This is a genomic window from Prevotella sp. P6B1, from assembly GCF_000702825.1.
Classification (GTDB): Bacteria; Bacteroidota; Bacteroidia; order Bacteroidales; family Bacteroidaceae; genus Prevotella.
On record NZ_JNKF01000010.1, the window covers coordinates 19,315 to 37,304 of the forward strand.

The following is a 17,990-nucleotide window of genomic DNA, read 5'->3' on the forward strand; positions in this document are numbered from 1 at the left end:
CTAAACTTTCAGCTTGTCTAACGGATAACCATCAAATAGCGCACTCAATGGCACATCGAGCGCCGCAGCAAAGCGTTCCATCACATTCACGCTCGGATTGCCGCGTCCGCAACTGATGGCGTTAACATACTGTCGAGTTACATTTAACTGCCTTGCTAAATCACTGTCGGTCATATTCTTCTTTTGAAGAATGGCCTTGATATTAGTAGCTTTCATGTTGAAAACATTTTCTACTTTCAGACACCATTGTCTGCAAATGGTTGGCAAAGTTACAATTAAAAGATCAATTATTGACGATTATTCGAGATTCTGCCAGAATCAAGAAACCTCAGAGGTTTCTTTCTTGTAATTCTGCGCAAAATACCGGCTAAAAAAAATGTTTTCGCTTGTTTCATATAGTATCTTTGCAGTGTGTTTCAACACCCCGCAACCAGGTTTTATTACTTGATGGCCTTGGAAATAATCTCGGCCATTTTCTTGGCGCCCTCCTGGTTGGGGTGGATACCGTCAGCAACCATCTTATCGCCATCGTTGAGCATCAGCGTGTGGAGGTCGATGACCTGTAGTCCGTACTGGCGTGCCACCTCCTGCAGGATGGGGATGATCTCGTTGGTAATCACCTGATCGTTGATCTTCCATGTAGGCTTGAAGGCTGGGATGGGTGTGCAGAGCAGAATCTTAGGACCGGCAGGCTGGGCAGCGACCTTGGCCTTCTTGCCCTTCTTCTTGGCGGGCTGAGCCAGATCGGGGCGCAGGGTGAGAATCATCTGCTGCAGATCGGCCTTGAACCCGGCACCATACTGCCAGTTCTCGGGCTTCGAATCGTTGGTGCCTAACTTGATGACCACTACATCGGGCTTGAAAGCCAGAGCATCGCGCCACGCCAGCTCGTTCATATAAGGGAAGTCGCCCTTGTTGAGCATGGTGCGCGAGCTGACGCCGAAGTTCTTCACCCAGTAGCCATCGCCCAGCATGCCCTGCAGCTGTGCGGGATAGCCGTACTTGGTGCGCATATCGATGCCGAAGCCATCGGTGATGCTGTTGCCGATACAAGCCACGCGCACGGCATCCTGCTTGGGCGCGGGGATTGACTTGAGCCAGTTGCCTAAGTCCTGCAGCAGCTGGTCGTGGTATTTGAACCAAGGGCCGAAGCCGAAGCCATGATCGCCCGAGGGGTAGATGAACAAGGAGCACTCGTTGCCGGCACGACGCATGGCCGAATAGTACTGCACGCCGTTGGTGACAACAGGCACCAGGCGGTCGTCGTTAGCACTGATGATGCAGGCTGGCGGTGTGAGGTGGCTGCGCACGGCATTCTGGGTGGAGTACTGACCTACCAGTTTGGGGTCCTTATGTCCCTCCTCGCCCAGGAAGTTGATGCACGACCACTTGTGGGAGATGCGCTCATCCATCGAGATGACGGGGTAGAAAAGAATCGAGAAGTTAGGACGCACCTCGAAAGGCGACATGGTAGAGATGACCGACGAGAGATGGCCGCCTGCCGAGAAGCCCATGATACCCACATCGTTAGGATTGACGCCCCACACCCGGGCCGAATCGCGCACGGTGCGGAAGCCCTGCTCTACATCGCTGATGGGGATAGAGCGGTCGCCATTGGGCAGGCGGTAGTTCACCACGAAATAGGCAATGCCCTGGCGGTTCATCCAGTCGGCAGCTAATGTACCCTCGTGGGTATTCGACAGCATGGAGTAGCCACCACCGGGCACACCCACGATAGCACGGCCCGAAGGTGCCTCGGGCAGGAAACACACCATCTGCGCCTTACCGTCGGCAGTCAGGTTCAACGTAAACTTCTTAGCGGTCTGTGCCTGCATGGTCATCGCAAAGGCCAGCAGACCAAAGAGGAATAGTTTTCTGTTCATAGTTCAATTTGTTATTGTTAGAAGGATCATATTTATACAATATTGATTAATTTGCGTGCAAATATACACATTTCGTGTGAAGTTTGCAAATAAATCGCAAAACTTTATGTAAATTTGCATCCAAAATGACAAATAACTAATAAGCATATGATTTCATTCGAATGTGATTATAACAACGGGGCACATCCAAAAGTGCTGGAGAACCTCATCAGATACAACGACGCCAAACCCACACCCTACGGTTTCGACGAGTTCAGCGAGCGCGCCAAGGAGCGTATCCGCGTGGCTTGCGGACTGCCCGACGCCCAGATATTCTTCCTGACAGGCGGCACCCAGACCAACGCCACCACCATCGACTCAATGCTGTATCAGTACGAGGGCGTGATCTGTGTGGGCAGCGGACATATCAACGTGCACGAGGCGGGCGCCGTGGAGTTTACAGAGCATAAGATCATCACCATTGCCGATAACAACGGTAAGATGGAGGCCAAGACACTCGACAAGTATCTCGACGACTATATGCACGACGGCAACAAGGACCACGCCGTACACCCTGGACTGGTGTATATCACCTTCCCCACGGAGTTAGGCACGCTCTACACCGCCAGAGAGCTCGACGACATCTATCAGGTGTGCCAGCACTACGAGATACCACTGTATATCGACGGTGCCCGTCTGGGCTACGGACTAATGGCCGAGGGCAACGATATCAGTCTGCCCTACCTGGCACGCCACTGCGATGTATTCTATATCGGCGGCACAAAGATAGGCGCCCTGTGCGGCGAGGCGGTGGTGTTCACCCATCAGAACGCCCACAAGCACTTCTTCTCTATCCAAAAGCAGCACGGCGCCGTGATTGCCAAGGGGGCGCTCAACGGTCTGCAGTTCGATGCGCTGTTTACCGACGACCTGTACTTCAAGCTCTCGGAGCACGCCATCAAGATGGCCATGCGCATGAAGCAGATATTCATCCGCAAGGGCTTCGAGTTCTATGTCGACTCGCCCACCAACCAGCAGTTTGTGATCATCGACAACGAGCAGGTAGAGAAGCTCGGCCAGAAGATGCGCTTCACCCACTTCGGGCAGGCCGACAAGCACCACACCATCTGCCGCTTCGTGACCAGCTGGGCCACTACCGAAGCTGAACTGGACGAACTGGAACGAATATTAGACTGAACTCCAATAAATATCAAACTAAAAACGATGAAAAAACTATTTTCAACCCTGCTCACAGGCATGTTGCTGATGACAGCAACCCCAATGAATGCCACCAAGTTCATGGGCATCAAAGTGATTGACAAGGACTATCTGATGCTGCACTTCCGCGACGGCGAGGTGCACTACCGCGACAGCGGGACAGGTCAGAGCGCCTACTTAGGCCACTCGTTTGCCGAGGGTGACGACACACTGCTCGTGTTCGGCGAGAAACTGAAGGCTGCCGAAGCGCAGAAAGCGGGACTATGGCTGATCAGTTCGACCGACGACAAGACCTTCGGCAAGGCACAGCCGCTGGCCGTATGGCGCAAGTCGAAACCCATGAACTTCGACAACACCCTGAAAGCCGAGCTCGACCACTGGCTGTTTATCCAGCTGCCCAAGTCGATGAAGCAGGGCTGCACCTACAAGGTGGCCATCCCTACCGGTATCGGCACCGAGACCCACGAGGCCACCATCCGTTTCGACATCTGGAACAGCATGTCGGAAGCGGTCCATGTGAACATCATCGGCTACTCGCCATCAGAGAGCAAGCACGCCGCCGACCTGTATCAGTGGTTAGGCGATGGCGGACAGCGCGACTACAAGGCACTTGAGGGCAAGGGCGTATGGCTGTACAACGTAAGCACCAAGAAGAAACAGAAGGTGGGCACCGTGAAGTTCTGGCAGCCAGCCTCGGCATCGGCCAACGAAGCCGGCGGCAAGAGCCTCATCGGCACCGACGTGTGGAACATCGACTTCAGCGCCAGCAAGCCCGGCTGCTACCGTCTGGTAGTTGAGGATGTGGGCTGCAGCATGGACTTCGAGGTAAAGAACGACATCTACTACGAGCCCTACCGCTACTCGGTTCGCGGCTATTACTACATGCGCTTGGGCGAGCCTATCGACACCAAGAAGGTGTTCCCCGCTCCCCGTCAGCCACAGTTCATCCCCGAGACCGACCCGAAGGGCTTCACCGTATATAAGACCGACTTCCACCCCTGGAGCAAAGGCTGGCGCGAGCTGCACACCGACGTGTGGGACGAGCCGCACTTCAAGCAGCTGAAGGAGTCGATATTCTGGCAGCACCGTCTGCCGGGCAACCCCGTGAATATCGACGTGAAGGGCGGACACTCTGATGCCTTCGACTGGGACCGCCATCTGGCACACGTCAGCAACATCTACGACATGCTGCTGCCCTATATCCTCTCGGGCGGTAAGCTGAACGACGACCAGTTAGGCATCCGCGAGAGCGGCAACGGCATACCCGACCTGATAGACGAGGCCCGCAACGAGGTGGACTTCTTCCTCTCAATCCGCGACGGCGAGGCTTACTCGCAGGGCGTGACCAACCCTTGTGCCGACTGGAGCGTGATGTTCCAGGCCGGCTGTACCACGATGGCTGCCTGGGCCAATGCCGCCAACTGCGCCATCCTGGCCGAGGCGTTCCGCCTGAACCGCAACGACAGTCTGCGCCAGTACTATACCGACGAGGCCATCAAGGCCTTCCGCTTTGCTTCGCGACAGGAGGACCAGCAACTGGACGAGCTGCAGGATGTAGGCTCGATGCAGATGCGCGGTCGCGACTTCCGTCAGATGGCAGCCGCCTTCCTCTACAATGTGACCGGCGATGAGCAGTGGGAGAAGATATTTGCCGAGGAGAGCATGATCAAGGACAGTCAATCGCAGCTGTTCAGCAAGGGCCGCCACGGGTTCTTCGGCGTAGGCGTGATGCACGAGGAGAGCAAAAAGCAGGTGCCCTTCTGTCAGTACTGGGCAGCAGCCGCCTATCTCACCTGTCCACAGCCCCGTCATTATGGTGAGCTCTACCAGAATCTGAAGATCTGTACTATGGCGCAGGCCGAGGCTTACAACTACGGTCATGTGGCCAACCGCCCCAGCCGCCGCGCTGCCAACGACAGTCGCTGGCAGACCTCGCAGAACGTGCAGTTAGTGATGCTGGCACACTACATAGCCGATAAGGCCAAGCGCAAGCAGCTGGAGCACATCCTGTTTACCGAAGCCGGCTGGGCATTAGGTCGTAACCCAGGCAACATCGTAGAGATGACCGGACTGGGCGAGCGCCATCTCACTGATATCTATTCGACCGGACGTAACGACGGCGATCCTGGCACACATCCCGGTCAGACCCCGTTCAACGGCACCGAGACATGGTCGCCAGGCTTTAACGGCGGCGATGCCCGTGTGATCCTGAAGTACTGCTATCCCGACTGGAATGAGGGCGGATGGCCCCGACAGGAGTCGTACTTCAACCAGCGTTACTTCTGGGTGAACGGCGAGTTCACACCCCGTGAGACCATGCGTGGCAAGATGGCACTGTTAGCCTATCTATACAACATCAAATAAACGGAAAAGAAAAGTGGCAAGCCCAGTGACTTGCCACTTTTTCTTTTATTTCGTTGTGATTATCAACGGTTTGTTCGTCAGCCCTTCAGCCTCACATGTCAACTGGATGGTGCCCGCCACATGAGTGGTCTGTATGAGCACCTGCGCCAGACCATTGAAAGCCGGTATCTGGAAGGTGCGGCAGTCGCGCTCCTTGGGGTGGTCGGCACCCAGATAAGCAGGATCGCCATTGCCTACGCCTATGATGCGGCCCTCGCCCTGCAAGGTAAGCGTGAGCATGGGACAGGCATCGGGCACCAAGCGGTTCTTGGCATCGCGCACCTCGATGGTGACAACAGCCACATCGCGGTTGTCGGCAGCCAGATTCACACGGTCGGCAGTTGCTACCAGTCGGGCTGCGGGCTTGGTGGTAGCGAGGGTCTGCGTGAGGATGCGCTTGCCGTTCTTGTAGCCGACGGCCACCACCTTGCCTGGCTGATAGACAGCCTTCCACTTCAGATGACCGTTCTCAGGCATGGTCTGTCGGCCCAGTTTACGGCCATTGACCACGAGCTCCACCTCGTCGCAGTTGCTATAGGCCCATAGCTCAATCTCCTCGCCCTCATGGCCCTGCAGGTTCCAGTGGGGGAAGACGTGGAGCACAGGCTGATCGGTCCACCATGCCTGCAGGTAGTAAGCCTCGTCCTTAGGGAAGCCGCAGTAGTCGAGGATGCCGAACTCGGAATCGTGGGCAGGATAGCTGAGCGGATTAGGCTCGCCACGATAGTCGAAGCCCGTCCAGTAAAACAGGCCTGCCGCCCACGGGCGCTCGGCATAGAACTTCCAGCCGCGCTCAATGATATTCTCGTAGTTCTGTTCCATGGTGCGGTTCAGGCTCACCATGTGTCCCTTCTGCTCTTTCGCCTCGGTATCGAAATACCAGCCGCGCGTGCCGCAGCCACTGGTCTCCTCAGTACCCACAATCTTCCAGTCGGGGTTGGCCTGCTTACGGTTATCCACATCGTTCTGCACGATATAGTTGAAGCCTACCACGTCGAGCCCTTTGATCAGCTCTACGCCACCGGCATTAGCCACCGTGCTGGGGCGTGTAGGGTCGTAGAGACGGGTGTACTCACGCATGGCCTCGGCCACAAGGGTGCCCTGGACGGTATTCTCAAGTCCCCACTCCTCGTTGCCATCGCTCCAGAGGATGATGCTGGGGTGGTTACGGTCGCGGCGTATCATACGCTCCAACAGGCGCAGATGCTCCTCGTTGATACCCATCAGGCGGTTCTCATCGATCACGAGGATACCCTCGCGGTCGCAGATGTCGAGCACAGCGGGCGTCATGGGGTTATGCGAGGCACGGTAGGCATTGCAGCCGAAGGCTTTCAGCTGCTTGATGCGCCATGCCTGCAGGGCATCGGGGATGGCAGATCCCACACCCGCATGGTCCTGATGCATGTTGACACCCTTCAGCTTCAGCGGCTCACCGTTGAGCAGGAAGCCACGCTGCGCATCAAACCGGATATCGCGAAAACCTGTTGTAGTCTCATATACGTCGGTTACCTTGTCGTCCACCTTCACCGTTGTCTGCACCTTATACAGATAGGGGTCGGTAGTACTCCAGAGATGCGGATTGGATAGCTTTATCCGATGGTCGCATGTCCGTGTCTCTTTAGCGAGTAAAGGATACGTGAATCCGCTGACGTGTGCCACCTCTCTGCCCTCGGCATCCAATATCCGCTGCTCAACCTCATATAGCTGGGTTTTCAGGCTGCTGTTGGTCACCTCAGTCTTTACATGTACAACAGCCTCGCTGTAGGGTTGCTGCAGTTCGGCATAGACAAACGTGCCGAAGGGAGCCACGCTGACCTGGGCCGACTTATCCAGCCACACGTCGCGATAGATGCCGGCACCCTCGTAGAACCAACCCTCTTCGAGCGAGGCGTCGGCACGCACACAGATCAGATTATCCTCACCGTATTTGATATAAGGTGTGATGTCGTACACCTGCGTGGCATAACCGCTGGGCTCGGTGCCCATATAGAAGCCATTGAACCACACACGTGCGTTGCGGAAGATGCCATCGAAACGCAGCATCAGGCGCTTGCCCTCATCGGTCTTAGGGATGCTGATGGTCTTGCGGTACCAACCCACACTGGTTTCCGGATACTGATGACCTACGGTCTTATAGCCATGCGAGTGGCTGGCCTTGGGCGCATAGGGCAGCGTGGCGACCCAGTCGTGGGGGATGTTGACCTCCTGCCACTCAGCATCGTTGAACTTCGTGCTATACGGGCCCTCGTTATGGAGGGAGTTGGCTTTCGTCAGATAGTTGAAATACTCGGTACCACAGCCGAAATCCTTAGCAGGATCGGCGGCATGACCAAATGCAAACTTCCAACCATCGGCAAGAAGGACCGACTCTCTGACACTCTGGGCATTCAAAACAGACACAGCCATGAGGCATGCCATCACACAGATTGTTCTCAACTTATTCATATACTTTGGACTTGATGTTAGGTTTTCGGCGACAAAGTTACGAAAAAAGCACGAAACCCTATTTGCATTTTTTGTCGGAGTTGAACACTAAATTGCTATTAATCAGATATTTTTGCAAGAATTAGAACACTAATTCGGATTTTATGTTTAACTTTGCAACAAGACTATCCATAAATATTACGCATGAAACGATTACTATTCCTGGTGTGTGCCGTCTGCGGGATAGACCACGCCACAGCACAGATTCAAACAAATGCAGGTGTACAGTACCTGCAATGTATGCAAAAAGACATGTCGACAGACTTCTACGATCTGTCGAACACTTACTTCTTTGCCGACTCGCTGGTCAGTTTTGATGCTACCAAGGGTGAAGGTCAGGTGCAATGGAAGCGCTACCGGATGTCGCCCCGACAGGCATTCAACCTGAACGGCTACTGGCCGGTACGTATGCAGCAGTTGGATTTCCCCGATGCAGCATACGACAATGATCCTAACCTGAAACTCAAGATTGAGTTCATCAGCCCAAGAACAGCGCGCATTCGCATGTTGACCACGCCCGTAGAACCCAAGGACGCCGACCAGAGCGACGTGATGTTCTGCGACGGATTCAAGAGCAAGGCCAAGGGAGCCATGTGGAAGACCACCACATCGGCCGATGCCATCACCTACCGCTCCGACTATGGCAGCATAGAGATCAGGAAGTATCCCTGGCGACTGGTGATCAAAGATGCCAACGGCAAGGTGCTGACACAGACACGACACATTATCGACAACGACTCCTCGCAGGTAAAGCTGCAGCCTTTCTCATTTATCAAGCGCGGCAGTGACAACAGCCGCAGCATCAACCCCGTGCTGACACTGGCACCAGGCGAGCGTATCTATGGTTGCGGCGAGTCGTTTACCTCGCTGAACAAGGTGGGACAGAAGGTGCATCTGAGTGTGACCGATCCACAGGGACCTGAGACCGACGGCCAATACAAGCCCGTGCCGTTCTTCTTCTCGAATCGTGGCTACGGTATCTTCATGCATACCTCGGCCCCGGTGACCTGCGACTTCGGCGCCTCGTATATCGGAGCCGACCGTCTGTTCATGGCCGACGAGCAGATGGACTTCTTCGTATTCTTCGGCGAGCCCAAGGATATCCTGTATGAATATACCGAAATTACCGGCAAGTCGCCGCTGCCACCGCTGTGGAGCTTCGGCACCTGGATGAGCCGCATCACCTACTTCTCGCAGAAGGAGGGACTGGAGATAGCCCGACAGCTGAGAGCCCATCGGATTCCTGCCGATGTGATCCACTTTGATACCGGCTGGTTCGGTGTTGACTGGCAGTGCGACTACCAGTTTGCCAAGGACCGCTTTGAGAACCCTGTAAAGATGCTGAAGCAATTGGCTAAGGACGGTTTCCACACCTGCCTATGGCAACTCCCCTACTTCACCCCGAAGAACCGGTTCTTCAACGAGATCATTGACAAGGGGATGCACGTGAGGAACGCTACCGGCGGCATGCCTGTTGAGGATGCCATCCTCGACTTCTCGAATCCTGAGACCGTAGGCTGGTATCAGCAGAAGATAGAAGGACTGCTGAAACAAGGCGTATCGACCATCAAATGCGATTTCGGTGAGGCTGCGCCCTACAACGGATTCTACCATAGCGGCAAGGGCGGACTGTACGAGCACAACCTGTATCCACTGCGCTATAACAAGGCTCTGTGGGAGGTTGTGGAGCGCAATCATCCGGGCGAAGGCATCATCTGGGCACGCTCGGCATGGGCAGGCAGTCAGCGTTATGCCCTGCACTGGGGCGGCGATGCCGCTACCACCAACACCGGCATGCTGGGCGATCTGAGAGGCGGTCTGAGCTTTGGTTTGAGCGGGTTCTCCTTCTGGAGTCATGACATGGGTGGTTTCGTCACCGCCTCGCCCGAGGATATCTATCGCCGTTGGCTGCCATTCGGTTTTCTGAGCAGCCATACCCGTGCCCACGGTGCTCCTCCCACAGAGCCATGGCTCATCTCAGAGTCGTTTACCGATGCCTTCCGCGAGTGTGCTGAGATGAAATACAAGCTGATGCCATACGTATGGGAACAGGCCAAGGAGTGTTCGAAATTAGGATTGCCGATGGTACGTGCGCTGCTGGTAGAGTTCCCCAACGATCCAGGCGCCTGGTATGTAGAGGATGAATACATGTTCGGCTCGAAGATGCTGGTTGCCCCACTGTTGGAAAGCGGTAACAGCCGTAGCGTTTATCTGCCCAAAGGCAAATGGATAGACTACCAGACAGGCAAGGTATACGAGGGTGGCTACCAGACCATAGAAGCCGGTAAGATACCCTGTATCATACTGGTGAAGGATGGTAGCGTGATACCACACGCCCCACTGGCCCAGCGTACAGACCAGATAGACTGGAATGCCGTAGAGCAACGCGAATATAAAGCCAAATAAGGGATTACTTACAACGGTGCTTGATAATCCTCTCACCGTCGTACGTGTTGATGCTGATTCTAACGGAGTCAGCATCAATTTTTTCTACAGGAATACTCAGATACACCTGCGTAGAGTAATACTGAGGCACATCACTCTGGTCATGATACAAAATCAAGTGGCGTATCTGCTGATGATCGGGATGGATGATCAGCGTATCGCTGACAATAGCCAGATTCTGAACAGCCGACGTATCATCGGTAGTACCTGTCATCAGCAGAATACTGAGATTAAGATATTTGCCGGTCTTGCTCATCCACGAACTCACGAACTTCACCGGATCAGTGACCAGGGGTTTCTTGAGCTTTTCCAAAGGCAGCACAGCGGGGCATGGCACCTGTCCCATGGAGAGCACCTCAGCCGTGTTGTCCACCTTATTATAATAAAGCATACAGCGATAGATGGTATCAGCCTTAGTGATCCACTTGCCGGTATAGGGCGTAGTCAATGGCAGTTCATCGCCATCGTCGGTCACTATCGTCGTCACCTGTTTGCTACTGTTAACGGTAGCCTCAGCAAAATCGCCACGCATCAGGGAATACTTTCCCTCACCTTTCTCGTAGGCATCCTGCGTACACGAGGTGAGCAAGTAAAAAAGCAATAAGGTAAAAAGGCAAGACGTCATTTTACCCAGGCAAGCATGCGACTTTACATATTGACCATTCACGCTCATCATTCTACCTCTTTACTTTTTTACCCTTCTACCTTTAATTTGTTTCGTACCGGGTTGGCATACATTGTCAACATGCGCTCACGCAGGAACGCCTCGTCCTTGTTGGGCAGCTGGATCTTCGCCATCTGACCAGCCAGATAGTGCTCGAACCGCTGTTTGTCGGCCTCGGTGTAATGGGCAGCATAAGCATGGTCGCCATTCAGTTCATCGAGGGCAATATAATTGCAAGGATAGAGCTCGTAGCCACGATGTATCTCGCGGTCCATGCGTTCAGCCAGCGCCTTGAACCACTCTGTCTTGGGCAACTCCGAGAGTTGGTCGATCCAGGTGTTGATAGGAGCGGCAGGGCGATAAGTCACGCGCCCTTTATAGCCAAAGATGCCTGTTTTCATATTGTCGAGATCATCCTGACGACTCTTCTTGAAGGCAGGGTTATCACGTTTCTGCTGGAACTCCTGCGCCTTCAGATAGTCGCACGGATCGAACTCATAGCTGATGGTGAGTGGCACGATATTCAGCTCCTTCAAGTCGCCGCCCATCGCCAGCATCTTCAGTACGGCATCCTGCGTATGATCGCTCGAGTCCTTAGCACGTCCCTCACGCTGCGCAATCCAGATATTCTCCCTCTTTCCGGTCACAGCATAATGGATATAGCGGCTCATCAGCTGCGAGGCAGCCAACGTTTCACGGAGCGACAACCCACGACGCACGGTAAAGGCCTTGTTCATGCGCACCAGGCGCTTGATCCAAGGATAGATAAGCAGATTATCGCCAATACCAATCTCGACGGTAGTGGGATAACCTGCCTCAACCAGCAACACATCGAGGAACGCCGAATCGAGCACAATATCACGGTGATTCGACACGAATGTGTAACGCTGACTCTTATCATAAGAAGCTATCGAGGAATCCAAGAACGAGCAACCGTCGGTATGTCTGCGCATGATGTACTGAACCACCGGCTTCATGAAACGCTTCTGGAAATCGAGCGGGGTCTTGATACCCATGAAAGCCAGGCGCAACAAGCCATTACGCAACGATTTAGGCAACCAAGGGGCAAAGCCCTTCATCACGATATTAAACTGCCTGTCGTTGAGCAAGTCGTCGAAGGCCTGTTTCATCTCTTCCGCCTCGTACGGTCGGATTTCATCGAACTCTTCTCTCATATGTTATGCAAACTGATTCTCTACAATCTCTGTCAACACATCAGTCATCGACAGACCAGCTGCACGCACCTGCTGAGGGATGAAGCTGGTAGCTGTCATACCTGGTGTGGTATTCACCTCAAGCATAGAGATATTACCATCCTTAGAGATGATATAGTCGATACGGATGATACCATTGCAGTGCAGGATATCATAGATATGCGAGGTGATCTGACGAACACGCTCTGTGACATCCTCGGGCAGACGAGCAGGTGTAATCTCCTGTACCTGTCCGTTGTACTTGGCATCATAGTCAAAGAACTCGTTGGTAGTCACCACCTCGGTAGCTGGCAGCACGACCGACTTCTCCTTAGTCTTGTAAACACCGATAGAGATCTCGGTTCCCTCCAGGAAACTCTCAACCATAATCTCAGGGCTCTCGAGCATAGCCTTACGGATGGCAGGAGCCAGCATATCCTTGTTCTTGACCTTCGACACACCGAACGACGAACCGTCGGCAGCAGGCTTCACGAAGCAAGGCATACCGATGCGCTCCTCAATCTCATCGTCGTTCACCAGCTCCTCGTAGCCCTTACGGATGAGCAGCGAGTCGGCCACCTTTACACCGTAGCCACGCAGATACTGGTTCAGTATGAACTTATCAAACGTCATGGCCTCGACCAACACGCCGCTGGTGCTATAAGGCAGACCGATCAGATCGAAGTAACCCTGCAGCAGACCGTTCTCGCCTGGGGTACCATGAATGGTGATATAAGCATAGTCGAAGACCTTGGCTTCGCCGTTTTCCATGAACGAAAAATCGTTGCGGTCAATCTTAGCTGTTGTTCCGTCTGGCAGTTCTACATGCCAGTCCTGCCCCTTGATGTCTACAATATAGACATCGTAGCGCTCCTTGTCAAAGAAGGAGTAAAGTCCCTGTGCCGAGCGCAGAGAAACGTCATGTTCTGATGAATCGCCACCACAAACGATAGCAATCGTTCTCTTTAAATTCTCCATTGTGTATTATTCTGTATCTTTAAACTTTATATAATTTCGCCATTTATCAATCAGAGCCGCCATATCAGCCGGCCATTCTGACGTAAAGTCCATCTGCTTACCGGTTGTAGGATGCACAAAACCAAGGGTCTTGGCATGCAACACCTGACGCGGACAGAGTTTGAAGCAATTCTGGATGTAAGCCTTATAGCTGGCTGTACGCTCGCCTCGCAACAGTTCGGTACCACCATAACGCTCGTCGGCAAACAGCGGATGACCGATATGCTTCATATGTGCACGGATCTGATGGGTACGCCCTGTTTCAAGGATACACTCCACTAAGGTGACATAGCCATAGCGTTCCATCACACGATAGTGAGTAACCGCCGACTTGCCAATCTCGGAATCAGGCGGAAACACCTCCATGCGCAACCGGTCCTTGGGATCGCGACCAATATTGCCCTCAATCCTGCCCTCATCCTCAACGAAGTTTCCCCACACCAAAGCGTTATAACTGCGATGAGTGGTCTTGTTAAAGAACTGCTTGCCAAGCGAGGTCTTGGCATCGGGGGTCTTGGCTACTACCAGCAAGCCACTGGTATCCTTATCGATACGATGCACCAGTCCCACTTCAGGATCATTGGGATCATAGCTGGCCAGATCCTTCAAATGCCAGGCGATAGCATTGACCAAGGTACCATTGAAGTTGCCGCATCCCGGATGAACCACCATGCCTGCCGGTTTGTTGATGACCATCAGGTCGGCGTCTTCATAGACCACCTCCAAGGGGATATCCTCGGGTTCGATGGTGGTATCATAATGCGGGCGATCGAGCATCAGGGTAACGATATCACCCGGACGAACCTTATAATTACTCTTGACCGGTTTATCATTCACATGGATAAACCCAGCATCGGCAGCCTTCTGGATACGATTACGACTGGAATGTGGCTGGTGCTCAGCCAGATACTTATCGATACGTATAGGTACCTGTCCCTTATCCACTTCCATGCGGAAATGCTCGTAAAGCAGATCTTCCTGCTCTTGCTCCTGGTCTTCGAAATCGGTTAGCTCGTTTGTCATTCCTTTACCTCTACAAATTCATCCACATCGTCACCACCGCTCTGAGGCATCTGCTCCTCAGAACCGATAACATTCAGTTCCTCATCGGCACCATACTGTCCACTGCCTATCTGCAGTATCAAAGGCTGCTCAATAGAGACGCGCTCACCTGCCGACACTCTGCGGCCATTGCACAGCACGCCATATACCCAATCCTTCTCACCACTTACATACTGTGGCGACTGCACCTTGAATCCCAACGATATCAGTTTTGCCTCTGCCTCGCGATAGCTACAGTTATCAACCACATCAGGGATAGCCACAGATGGTGAGTTAGAAGAATTGATGGTAACATATATCGTATGCCCACCCTTGACCGTCAGTCCTGCTCCCGGACTCTGCGTCAACACGCAATCGGCTGGCAGACGCTTGTTATAACCCGAGTCGGTTACAACAACAATAAGCCCGTTCTCCTCTAAAAGCTCACGTGCCTTGGTGATACGCATGCCTTCAACATTCGGCACCCGGATAACCTCTCCATGATGGGTATACCAATCGAGCCCGTAGTTCACGCCAACCAGCAGAGCGAAGACAACCAGTATCATCGCCATCAAGTTCCAAATCAAGAACTTGCTACAGAATTTGCCAAAGAATTCCTTTGCTTTCATTTTAACTTTACTAATTAGGTTGCAAAGTTATATAAAAAAACAGAAAGAAGCAAAGATTTTACTCTACTTCTTTCTATTTTAACTCATTTCTTAAGTTCCCTACGGATTACTTTCCGTGATTCTCGTCAGAAACTGTCAACTTCTTGCGGCCCTTAGCACGACGAGCAGCCAGTACTCGACGACCGTTCTTGGTGGCCATTCTCTCACGGAAGCCGTGCTTGTTTACGCGACGGCGATTGTGTGGCTGAAATGTTCTCTTCATTGTGATATACTTATTTAATTTTGTTATTTATTTACCGATTTGGGGTGCAAAAGTACTCATTTCTTTTGAATTACGCAAATTTTATACGATTTTTAGCTAAACTTTTTATGTTTTTTTCCAAAAAAGCAGTACCTTTGCACCCGAAAACGATATAAAAGTAACATTTATAAGGTTTATGATTAATTCACAAGACATTAAAAAAGGCACCGCCATTCGCATGGACGGTGGCATCTGGGTGTGTATCGATTTCCAGCACCGCAAGCCAGGTAAGGGTAACACCATCATGATTATCAAGGTGAAGAATGTTTCAGACGGTCGCGTTCTGGAGCGTCGCTTCAACATCGGTGAGAAGCTCGAGGATGTTATCATCGAGCGTCGTCCTTACCAGTATCTCTATGAGGACCAGTCTGGTCGTATCTTCATGAATCAGGAGACTTTCGAGCAGATCCCCATCGACAACGAGCTCGTAATCGGTCATGAGTACATGAAGGAGAGCGATATCGTGGAGGTTGTTTCTGATACTACCGACGGTACTATCCTGTACGCTGAGATGCCTGTTAAGACCGTTCTCCGCGTAACTCACTCAGAGCCTGGTGTAAAGGGCGACACAGCTACCAACACCCTGAAGCCTGCTACTTTGGAGACTGGTGTTGAGGTTCGCGTTCCTCTGTTCATCAACGAGGGCGACCTGATTCAGGTTGACACCCGCGACGGTTCTTACCTGCAGAGAGTAAAGGAATAATGAGATACTCGATCATCGTTCCCGTCTACAATCGTCCAGACGAGGTAGACGAACTGTTACAGAGCCTCAGCAAGCAAACCATCAAGGACTTCGAGGTTCTGATAGTAGAGGACGGATCGGTAAAACCATGCAAGGATGTTTGCGACAAATACGCAAACATCCTTGATTTGCATTATTACACCAAGGAAAACAGCGGTCCCGGTCAGAGCCGCAACTATGGTGCCGAACGTGCTAAAGGTGAGTATGTCATCATTTTAGACAGCGATGTGGTGCTGCCCACAGGTTATCTACAGGCAGTAGAAGACGAACTCAAGCAGAACCCATGCAAGGCTTTCGGCGGTCCTGATGCTGCACACCCCTCGTTCACACCAGTGCAGAAAGCCATCAGCTATTCGATGACATCTTTTTTCACCACAGGCGGTATCCGCGGTGGAAAAGCTAAGCTCGACAAATTCTATCCCCGTTCGTTCAACATGGGCATCCGTCGCGATGTGTACCTCCAGTTAGGAGGTTTTTCGAAGATGCGCTTTGGAGAGGATATCGACTTCTCGTATCGCATCGTAGAAGCAGGCTATATGCCACGACTTTTCCCTGAGGCGTGGGTTTGGCACAAACGCCGTACCGACTTCCGCAAGTTCTTCCGTCAGGTGTATAACAGCGGTATTGCCCGTATCAACCTTGAAAAGCGCCATCCAGGCACCATGAAGCTGGTTCACCTCTTACCCGCCGTATTTACTCTGGGCGTGATAGGGCTACTGCTTATATCGCTTTTCTGGGCATTCGCGTGCGTACCTATTATATTTTATTGTCTGATAATCTGTATCGACTCCAGTATCAAGAACGGAAGCCTCTGGGTTGGACTGCTTAGTGTCCCCGCGGCATTCGTACAACTGATGGGGTATGGTTTCGGTTTTATCGAGTCGTGGTGGAAACGCTGCGTATTGAAGCAAAACGAATTTACTGCCTTCGAGAAAAATTTCTACAAATGAACGAGAAACTGAACATTAATCAGTGGGCAGAAGAGGATCGTCCTCGTGAAAAGATGGCTACGCTTGGTGCCGGGGCACTGAGCAATGCAGAGCTATTGGCCATACTGATTGGTTCGGGTTCAACCAAGGAGAGTGCCGTCGATTTGATGAAACGACTGCTCAACGACTGCAACAACAACCTCAACACATTAGGAAAAATGTCGATACACGACCTATGCCAATATAACGGCATAGGCGAGGCCAAGGCCATCACCATCCTGGCAGCCTGCGAACTGGGCAAGCGCCGACAGATGGAAACACCCGAAGAACGCCCCGACTTAGGCACCGCCACCCGCATCTACAACCACATGCGCCCTGTGATGCAGGATCTGGATGTAGAGGAGTTCTGGGTACTATTGATGAATCAGAGCTATCGACTAATCAAGAAGCTGTGTATTGCCCGTGGCGGCATCACCGCTACCATAGTAGACATCCGCCTCATCATCCGCGAGGCTGTACTCTGCAACGCCACACAGCTGGTAGTATGCCACAATCACCCATCAGGCAGGATTGTACCCAGCAAAGAGGACAACGAGCTCACCCAAAGCATCATGAATGCCTGCAAACTGATGAACATCCATTTTCTGGACCACGTCATCGTTACCGACGGCAACTACTACAGCTATCACGAAGAAGGGAAATGCTAACAAAATAGATATACAACTATGACACAAGAAGAAAGAACACAGATAGAAGAACGGATTGTGGATGTACTGAAGACCGTCTATGACCCTGAGATTCCCGTCAACATCTACGACCTGGGAATGATCTACAAGATTGATGTACAGGACGATTCTACAGTAGAATTGGACATGACCTTTACAGCCCCCAACTGCCCTGCAGCCGACTTCATCCTTGAGGATGTACGTACCAAGGTAGAGAGTGTAGAAGGTGTAAAAGGCAGCACTGTCAACCTCGTGTTCGAGCCCGCTTGGGATCAATCGATGATGAGCGAAGAAGCGAGAGTCGAACTTGGTTTCGACTAATTACTGTCCGCTCGGC

16 protein-coding genes are annotated in these 17,990 nt (G+C 52.6%); 7 read left to right on the forward strand and 9 right to left on the reverse strand.

Annotated features, from left to right (window positions below; genetic code table 11):
* Positions 1-216: a helix-turn-helix domain-containing protein gene (locus tag T495_RS0101110; protein WP_033147316.1), complete on the reverse strand. Its 216-nt coding sequence runs from the start codon at positions 214-216 to the stop codon at positions 1-3.
* 224 nt (positions 217-440) lie between these two features.
* On the reverse strand, positions 441-1,883 hold the full coding sequence (axeA1, locus tag T495_RS0101115) for an acetylxylan esterase AxeA1 (RefSeq protein WP_033147317.1): 1,443 nt from the start codon (positions 1,881-1,883) through the stop codon (positions 441-443).
* A 147-nt stretch (positions 1,884-2,030) separates the two neighbouring features.
* Here axeA1 and T495_RS0101120 point away from each other — a divergent pair, with 147 nt between their 5' ends.
* Together T495_RS0101120 and T495_RS0101125 are read left to right on the forward strand one after the other, a co-directional pair.
* Complete coding sequence (locus tag T495_RS0101120; protein WP_028904056.1) at positions 2,031-3,059, forward strand: low specificity L-threonine aldolase; 1,029 nt, start codon at positions 2,031-2,033, stop codon at positions 3,057-3,059.
* Positions 3,060-3,086: 27 nt separating this feature from the next.
* Positions 3,087-5,444 (forward strand): glycoside hydrolase family 9 protein, encoded by a 2,358-nt coding sequence (locus T495_RS0101125; RefSeq protein ID WP_028904057.1) that lies wholly within the window; start codon positions 3,087-3,089, stop codon positions 5,442-5,444.
* A gap of 45 nt (positions 5,445-5,489) precedes the next feature.
* Here the strand turns inward: T495_RS0101125 and galA are convergent, their stop codons facing one another.
* Positions 5,490-7,928: a beta-galactosidase GalA gene (gene galA, locus T495_RS0101130; protein ID WP_051651793.1), complete on the reverse strand. Its 2,439-nt coding sequence runs from the start codon at positions 7,926-7,928 to the stop codon at positions 5,490-5,492.
* Between the two features lie 183 nt (positions 7,929-8,111).
* Between galA and T495_RS14885 the strand changes: the two genes are divergently transcribed.
* Complete coding sequence (locus T495_RS14885) at positions 8,112-10,373, forward strand: TIM-barrel domain-containing protein (protein WP_155993378.1); 2,262 nt, start codon at positions 8,112-8,114, stop codon at positions 10,371-10,373.
* Between the two features lie 4 nt (positions 10,374-10,377).
* Here the strand turns inward: T495_RS14885 and T495_RS15445 are convergent, their stop codons facing one another.
* The 6 genes from T495_RS15445 to rpmH form a co-directional block, all read right to left on the reverse strand.
* Complete coding sequence (locus T495_RS15445) at positions 10,378-11,013, reverse strand: NigD-like C-terminal domain-containing protein (RefSeq protein WP_197020317.1); 636 nt, start codon at positions 11,011-11,013, stop codon at positions 10,378-10,380.
* A 92-nt stretch (positions 11,014-11,105) separates the two neighbouring features.
* On the reverse strand, positions 11,106-12,251 hold the full coding sequence (locus tag T495_RS0101145) for an acyltransferase (protein WP_033147318.1): 1,146 nt from the start codon (positions 12,249-12,251) through the stop codon (positions 11,106-11,108).
* Positions 12,252-12,254: 3 nt separating this feature from the next.
* Positions 12,255-13,247, reverse strand: coding sequence for a D-alanine--D-alanine ligase (locus tag T495_RS0101150; RefSeq protein ID WP_028904060.1), 993 nt, complete (start codon positions 13,245-13,247; stop codon positions 12,255-12,257).
* Positions 13,248-13,253: 6 nt separating this feature from the next.
* Entirely contained in the window at positions 13,254-14,309 is a 1,056-nt protein-coding gene (locus T495_RS0101155; RefSeq protein ID WP_028904061.1) for an RluA family pseudouridine synthase, read from the reverse strand.
* A complete protein-coding gene (locus T495_RS0101160; RefSeq protein ID WP_033147319.1) occupies positions 14,306-14,956 on the reverse strand; it encodes a PASTA domain-containing protein in 651 nt (216 codons plus the stop codon). Before T495_RS0101160 ends, T495_RS0101155 begins: the two co-directional genes overlap by 4 nt.
* A gap of 106 nt (positions 14,957-15,062) precedes the next feature.
* Entirely contained in the window at positions 15,063-15,218 is a 156-nt protein-coding gene (gene rpmH, locus T495_RS0101165; protein WP_013063965.1) for a 50S ribosomal protein L34, read from the reverse strand.
* A 175-nt stretch (positions 15,219-15,393) separates the two neighbouring features.
* Between rpmH and efp the strand changes: the two genes are divergently transcribed.
* From efp to T495_RS0101185, 4 genes are read left to right on the forward strand one after another with little or no spacing between them, the layout of a single operon-like run.
* A complete protein-coding gene (gene efp, locus T495_RS0101170; RefSeq protein ID WP_028904062.1) occupies positions 15,394-15,960 on the forward strand; it encodes an elongation factor P in 567 nt (188 codons plus the stop codon).
* Positions 15,960-16,949 carry a glycosyltransferase family 2 protein gene (locus T495_RS0101175; protein WP_033147320.1) on the forward strand — a complete coding sequence of 330 codons (990 nt, stop codon included), beginning with the start codon at positions 15,960-15,962 and terminating at the stop codon, positions 16,947-16,949. The genes efp and T495_RS0101175 overlap by 1 nt, the downstream gene beginning before the upstream one ends.
* Positions 16,946-17,635, forward strand: coding sequence for a DNA repair protein RadC (gene radC / locus T495_RS0101180; RefSeq protein ID WP_028904064.1), 690 nt, complete (start codon positions 16,946-16,948; stop codon positions 17,633-17,635). Before T495_RS0101175 ends, radC begins: the two co-directional genes overlap by 4 nt.
* An 18-nt stretch (positions 17,636-17,653) precedes the next feature.
* Complete coding sequence (locus tag T495_RS0101185; RefSeq protein WP_028904065.1) at positions 17,654-17,974, forward strand: metal-sulfur cluster assembly factor; 321 nt, start codon at positions 17,654-17,656, stop codon at positions 17,972-17,974.
* Positions 17,975-17,990: the final 16 nt, after the last annotated feature.

Coding starts and splice junctions, on each gene's coding strand:
- T495_RS0101110 (WP_033147316.1), bottom strand. CDS start 216: ATGAAAGCTACTAATATCAAGGCCATTCTTCAAAAGAAGAATATGACC.
- axeA1 (WP_033147317.1), bottom strand. CDS start 1,883: ATGAACAGAAAACTATTCCTCTTTGGTCTGCTGGCCTTTGCGATGACC.
- T495_RS0101120 (WP_028904056.1), top strand. CDS start 2,031: ATGATTTCATTCGAATGTGATTATAACAACGGGGCACATCCAAAAGTG.
- T495_RS0101125 (WP_028904057.1), top strand. CDS start 3,087: ATGAAAAAACTATTTTCAACCCTGCTCACAGGCATGTTGCTGATGACA.
- galA (WP_051651793.1), bottom strand. CDS start 7,928: ATGAATAAGTTGAGAACAATCTGTGTGATGGCATGCCTCATGGCTGTG.
- T495_RS14885 (WP_155993378.1), top strand. CDS start 8,112: ATGAAACGATTACTATTCCTGGTGTGTGCCGTCTGCGGGATAGACCAC.
- T495_RS0101145 (WP_033147318.1), bottom strand. CDS start 12,251: ATGAGAGAAGAGTTCGATGAAATCCGACCGTACGAGGCGGAAGAGATG.
- T495_RS0101150 (WP_028904060.1), bottom strand. CDS start 13,247: ATGGAGAATTTAAAGAGAACGATTGCTATCGTTTGTGGTGGCGATTCA.
- T495_RS0101155 (WP_028904061.1), bottom strand. CDS start 14,309: ATGACAAACGAGCTAACCGATTTCGAAGACCAGGAGCAAGAGCAGGAA.
- T495_RS0101160 (WP_033147319.1), bottom strand. CDS start 14,956: ATGAAAGCAAAGGAATTCTTTGGCAAATTCTGTAGCAAGTTCTTGATT.
- rpmH (WP_013063965.1), bottom strand. CDS start 15,218: ATGAAGAGAACATTTCAGCCACACAATCGCCGTCGCGTAAACAAGCAC.
- efp (WP_028904062.1), top strand. CDS start 15,394: ATGATTAATTCACAAGACATTAAAAAAGGCACCGCCATTCGCATGGAC.
- T495_RS0101175 (WP_033147320.1), top strand. CDS start 15,960: ATGAGATACTCGATCATCGTTCCCGTCTACAATCGTCCAGACGAGGTA.
- radC (WP_028904064.1), top strand. CDS start 16,946: ATGAACGAGAAACTGAACATTAATCAGTGGGCAGAAGAGGATCGTCCT.
- T495_RS0101185 (WP_028904065.1), top strand. CDS start 17,654: ATGACACAAGAAGAAAGAACACAGATAGAAGAACGGATTGTGGATGTA.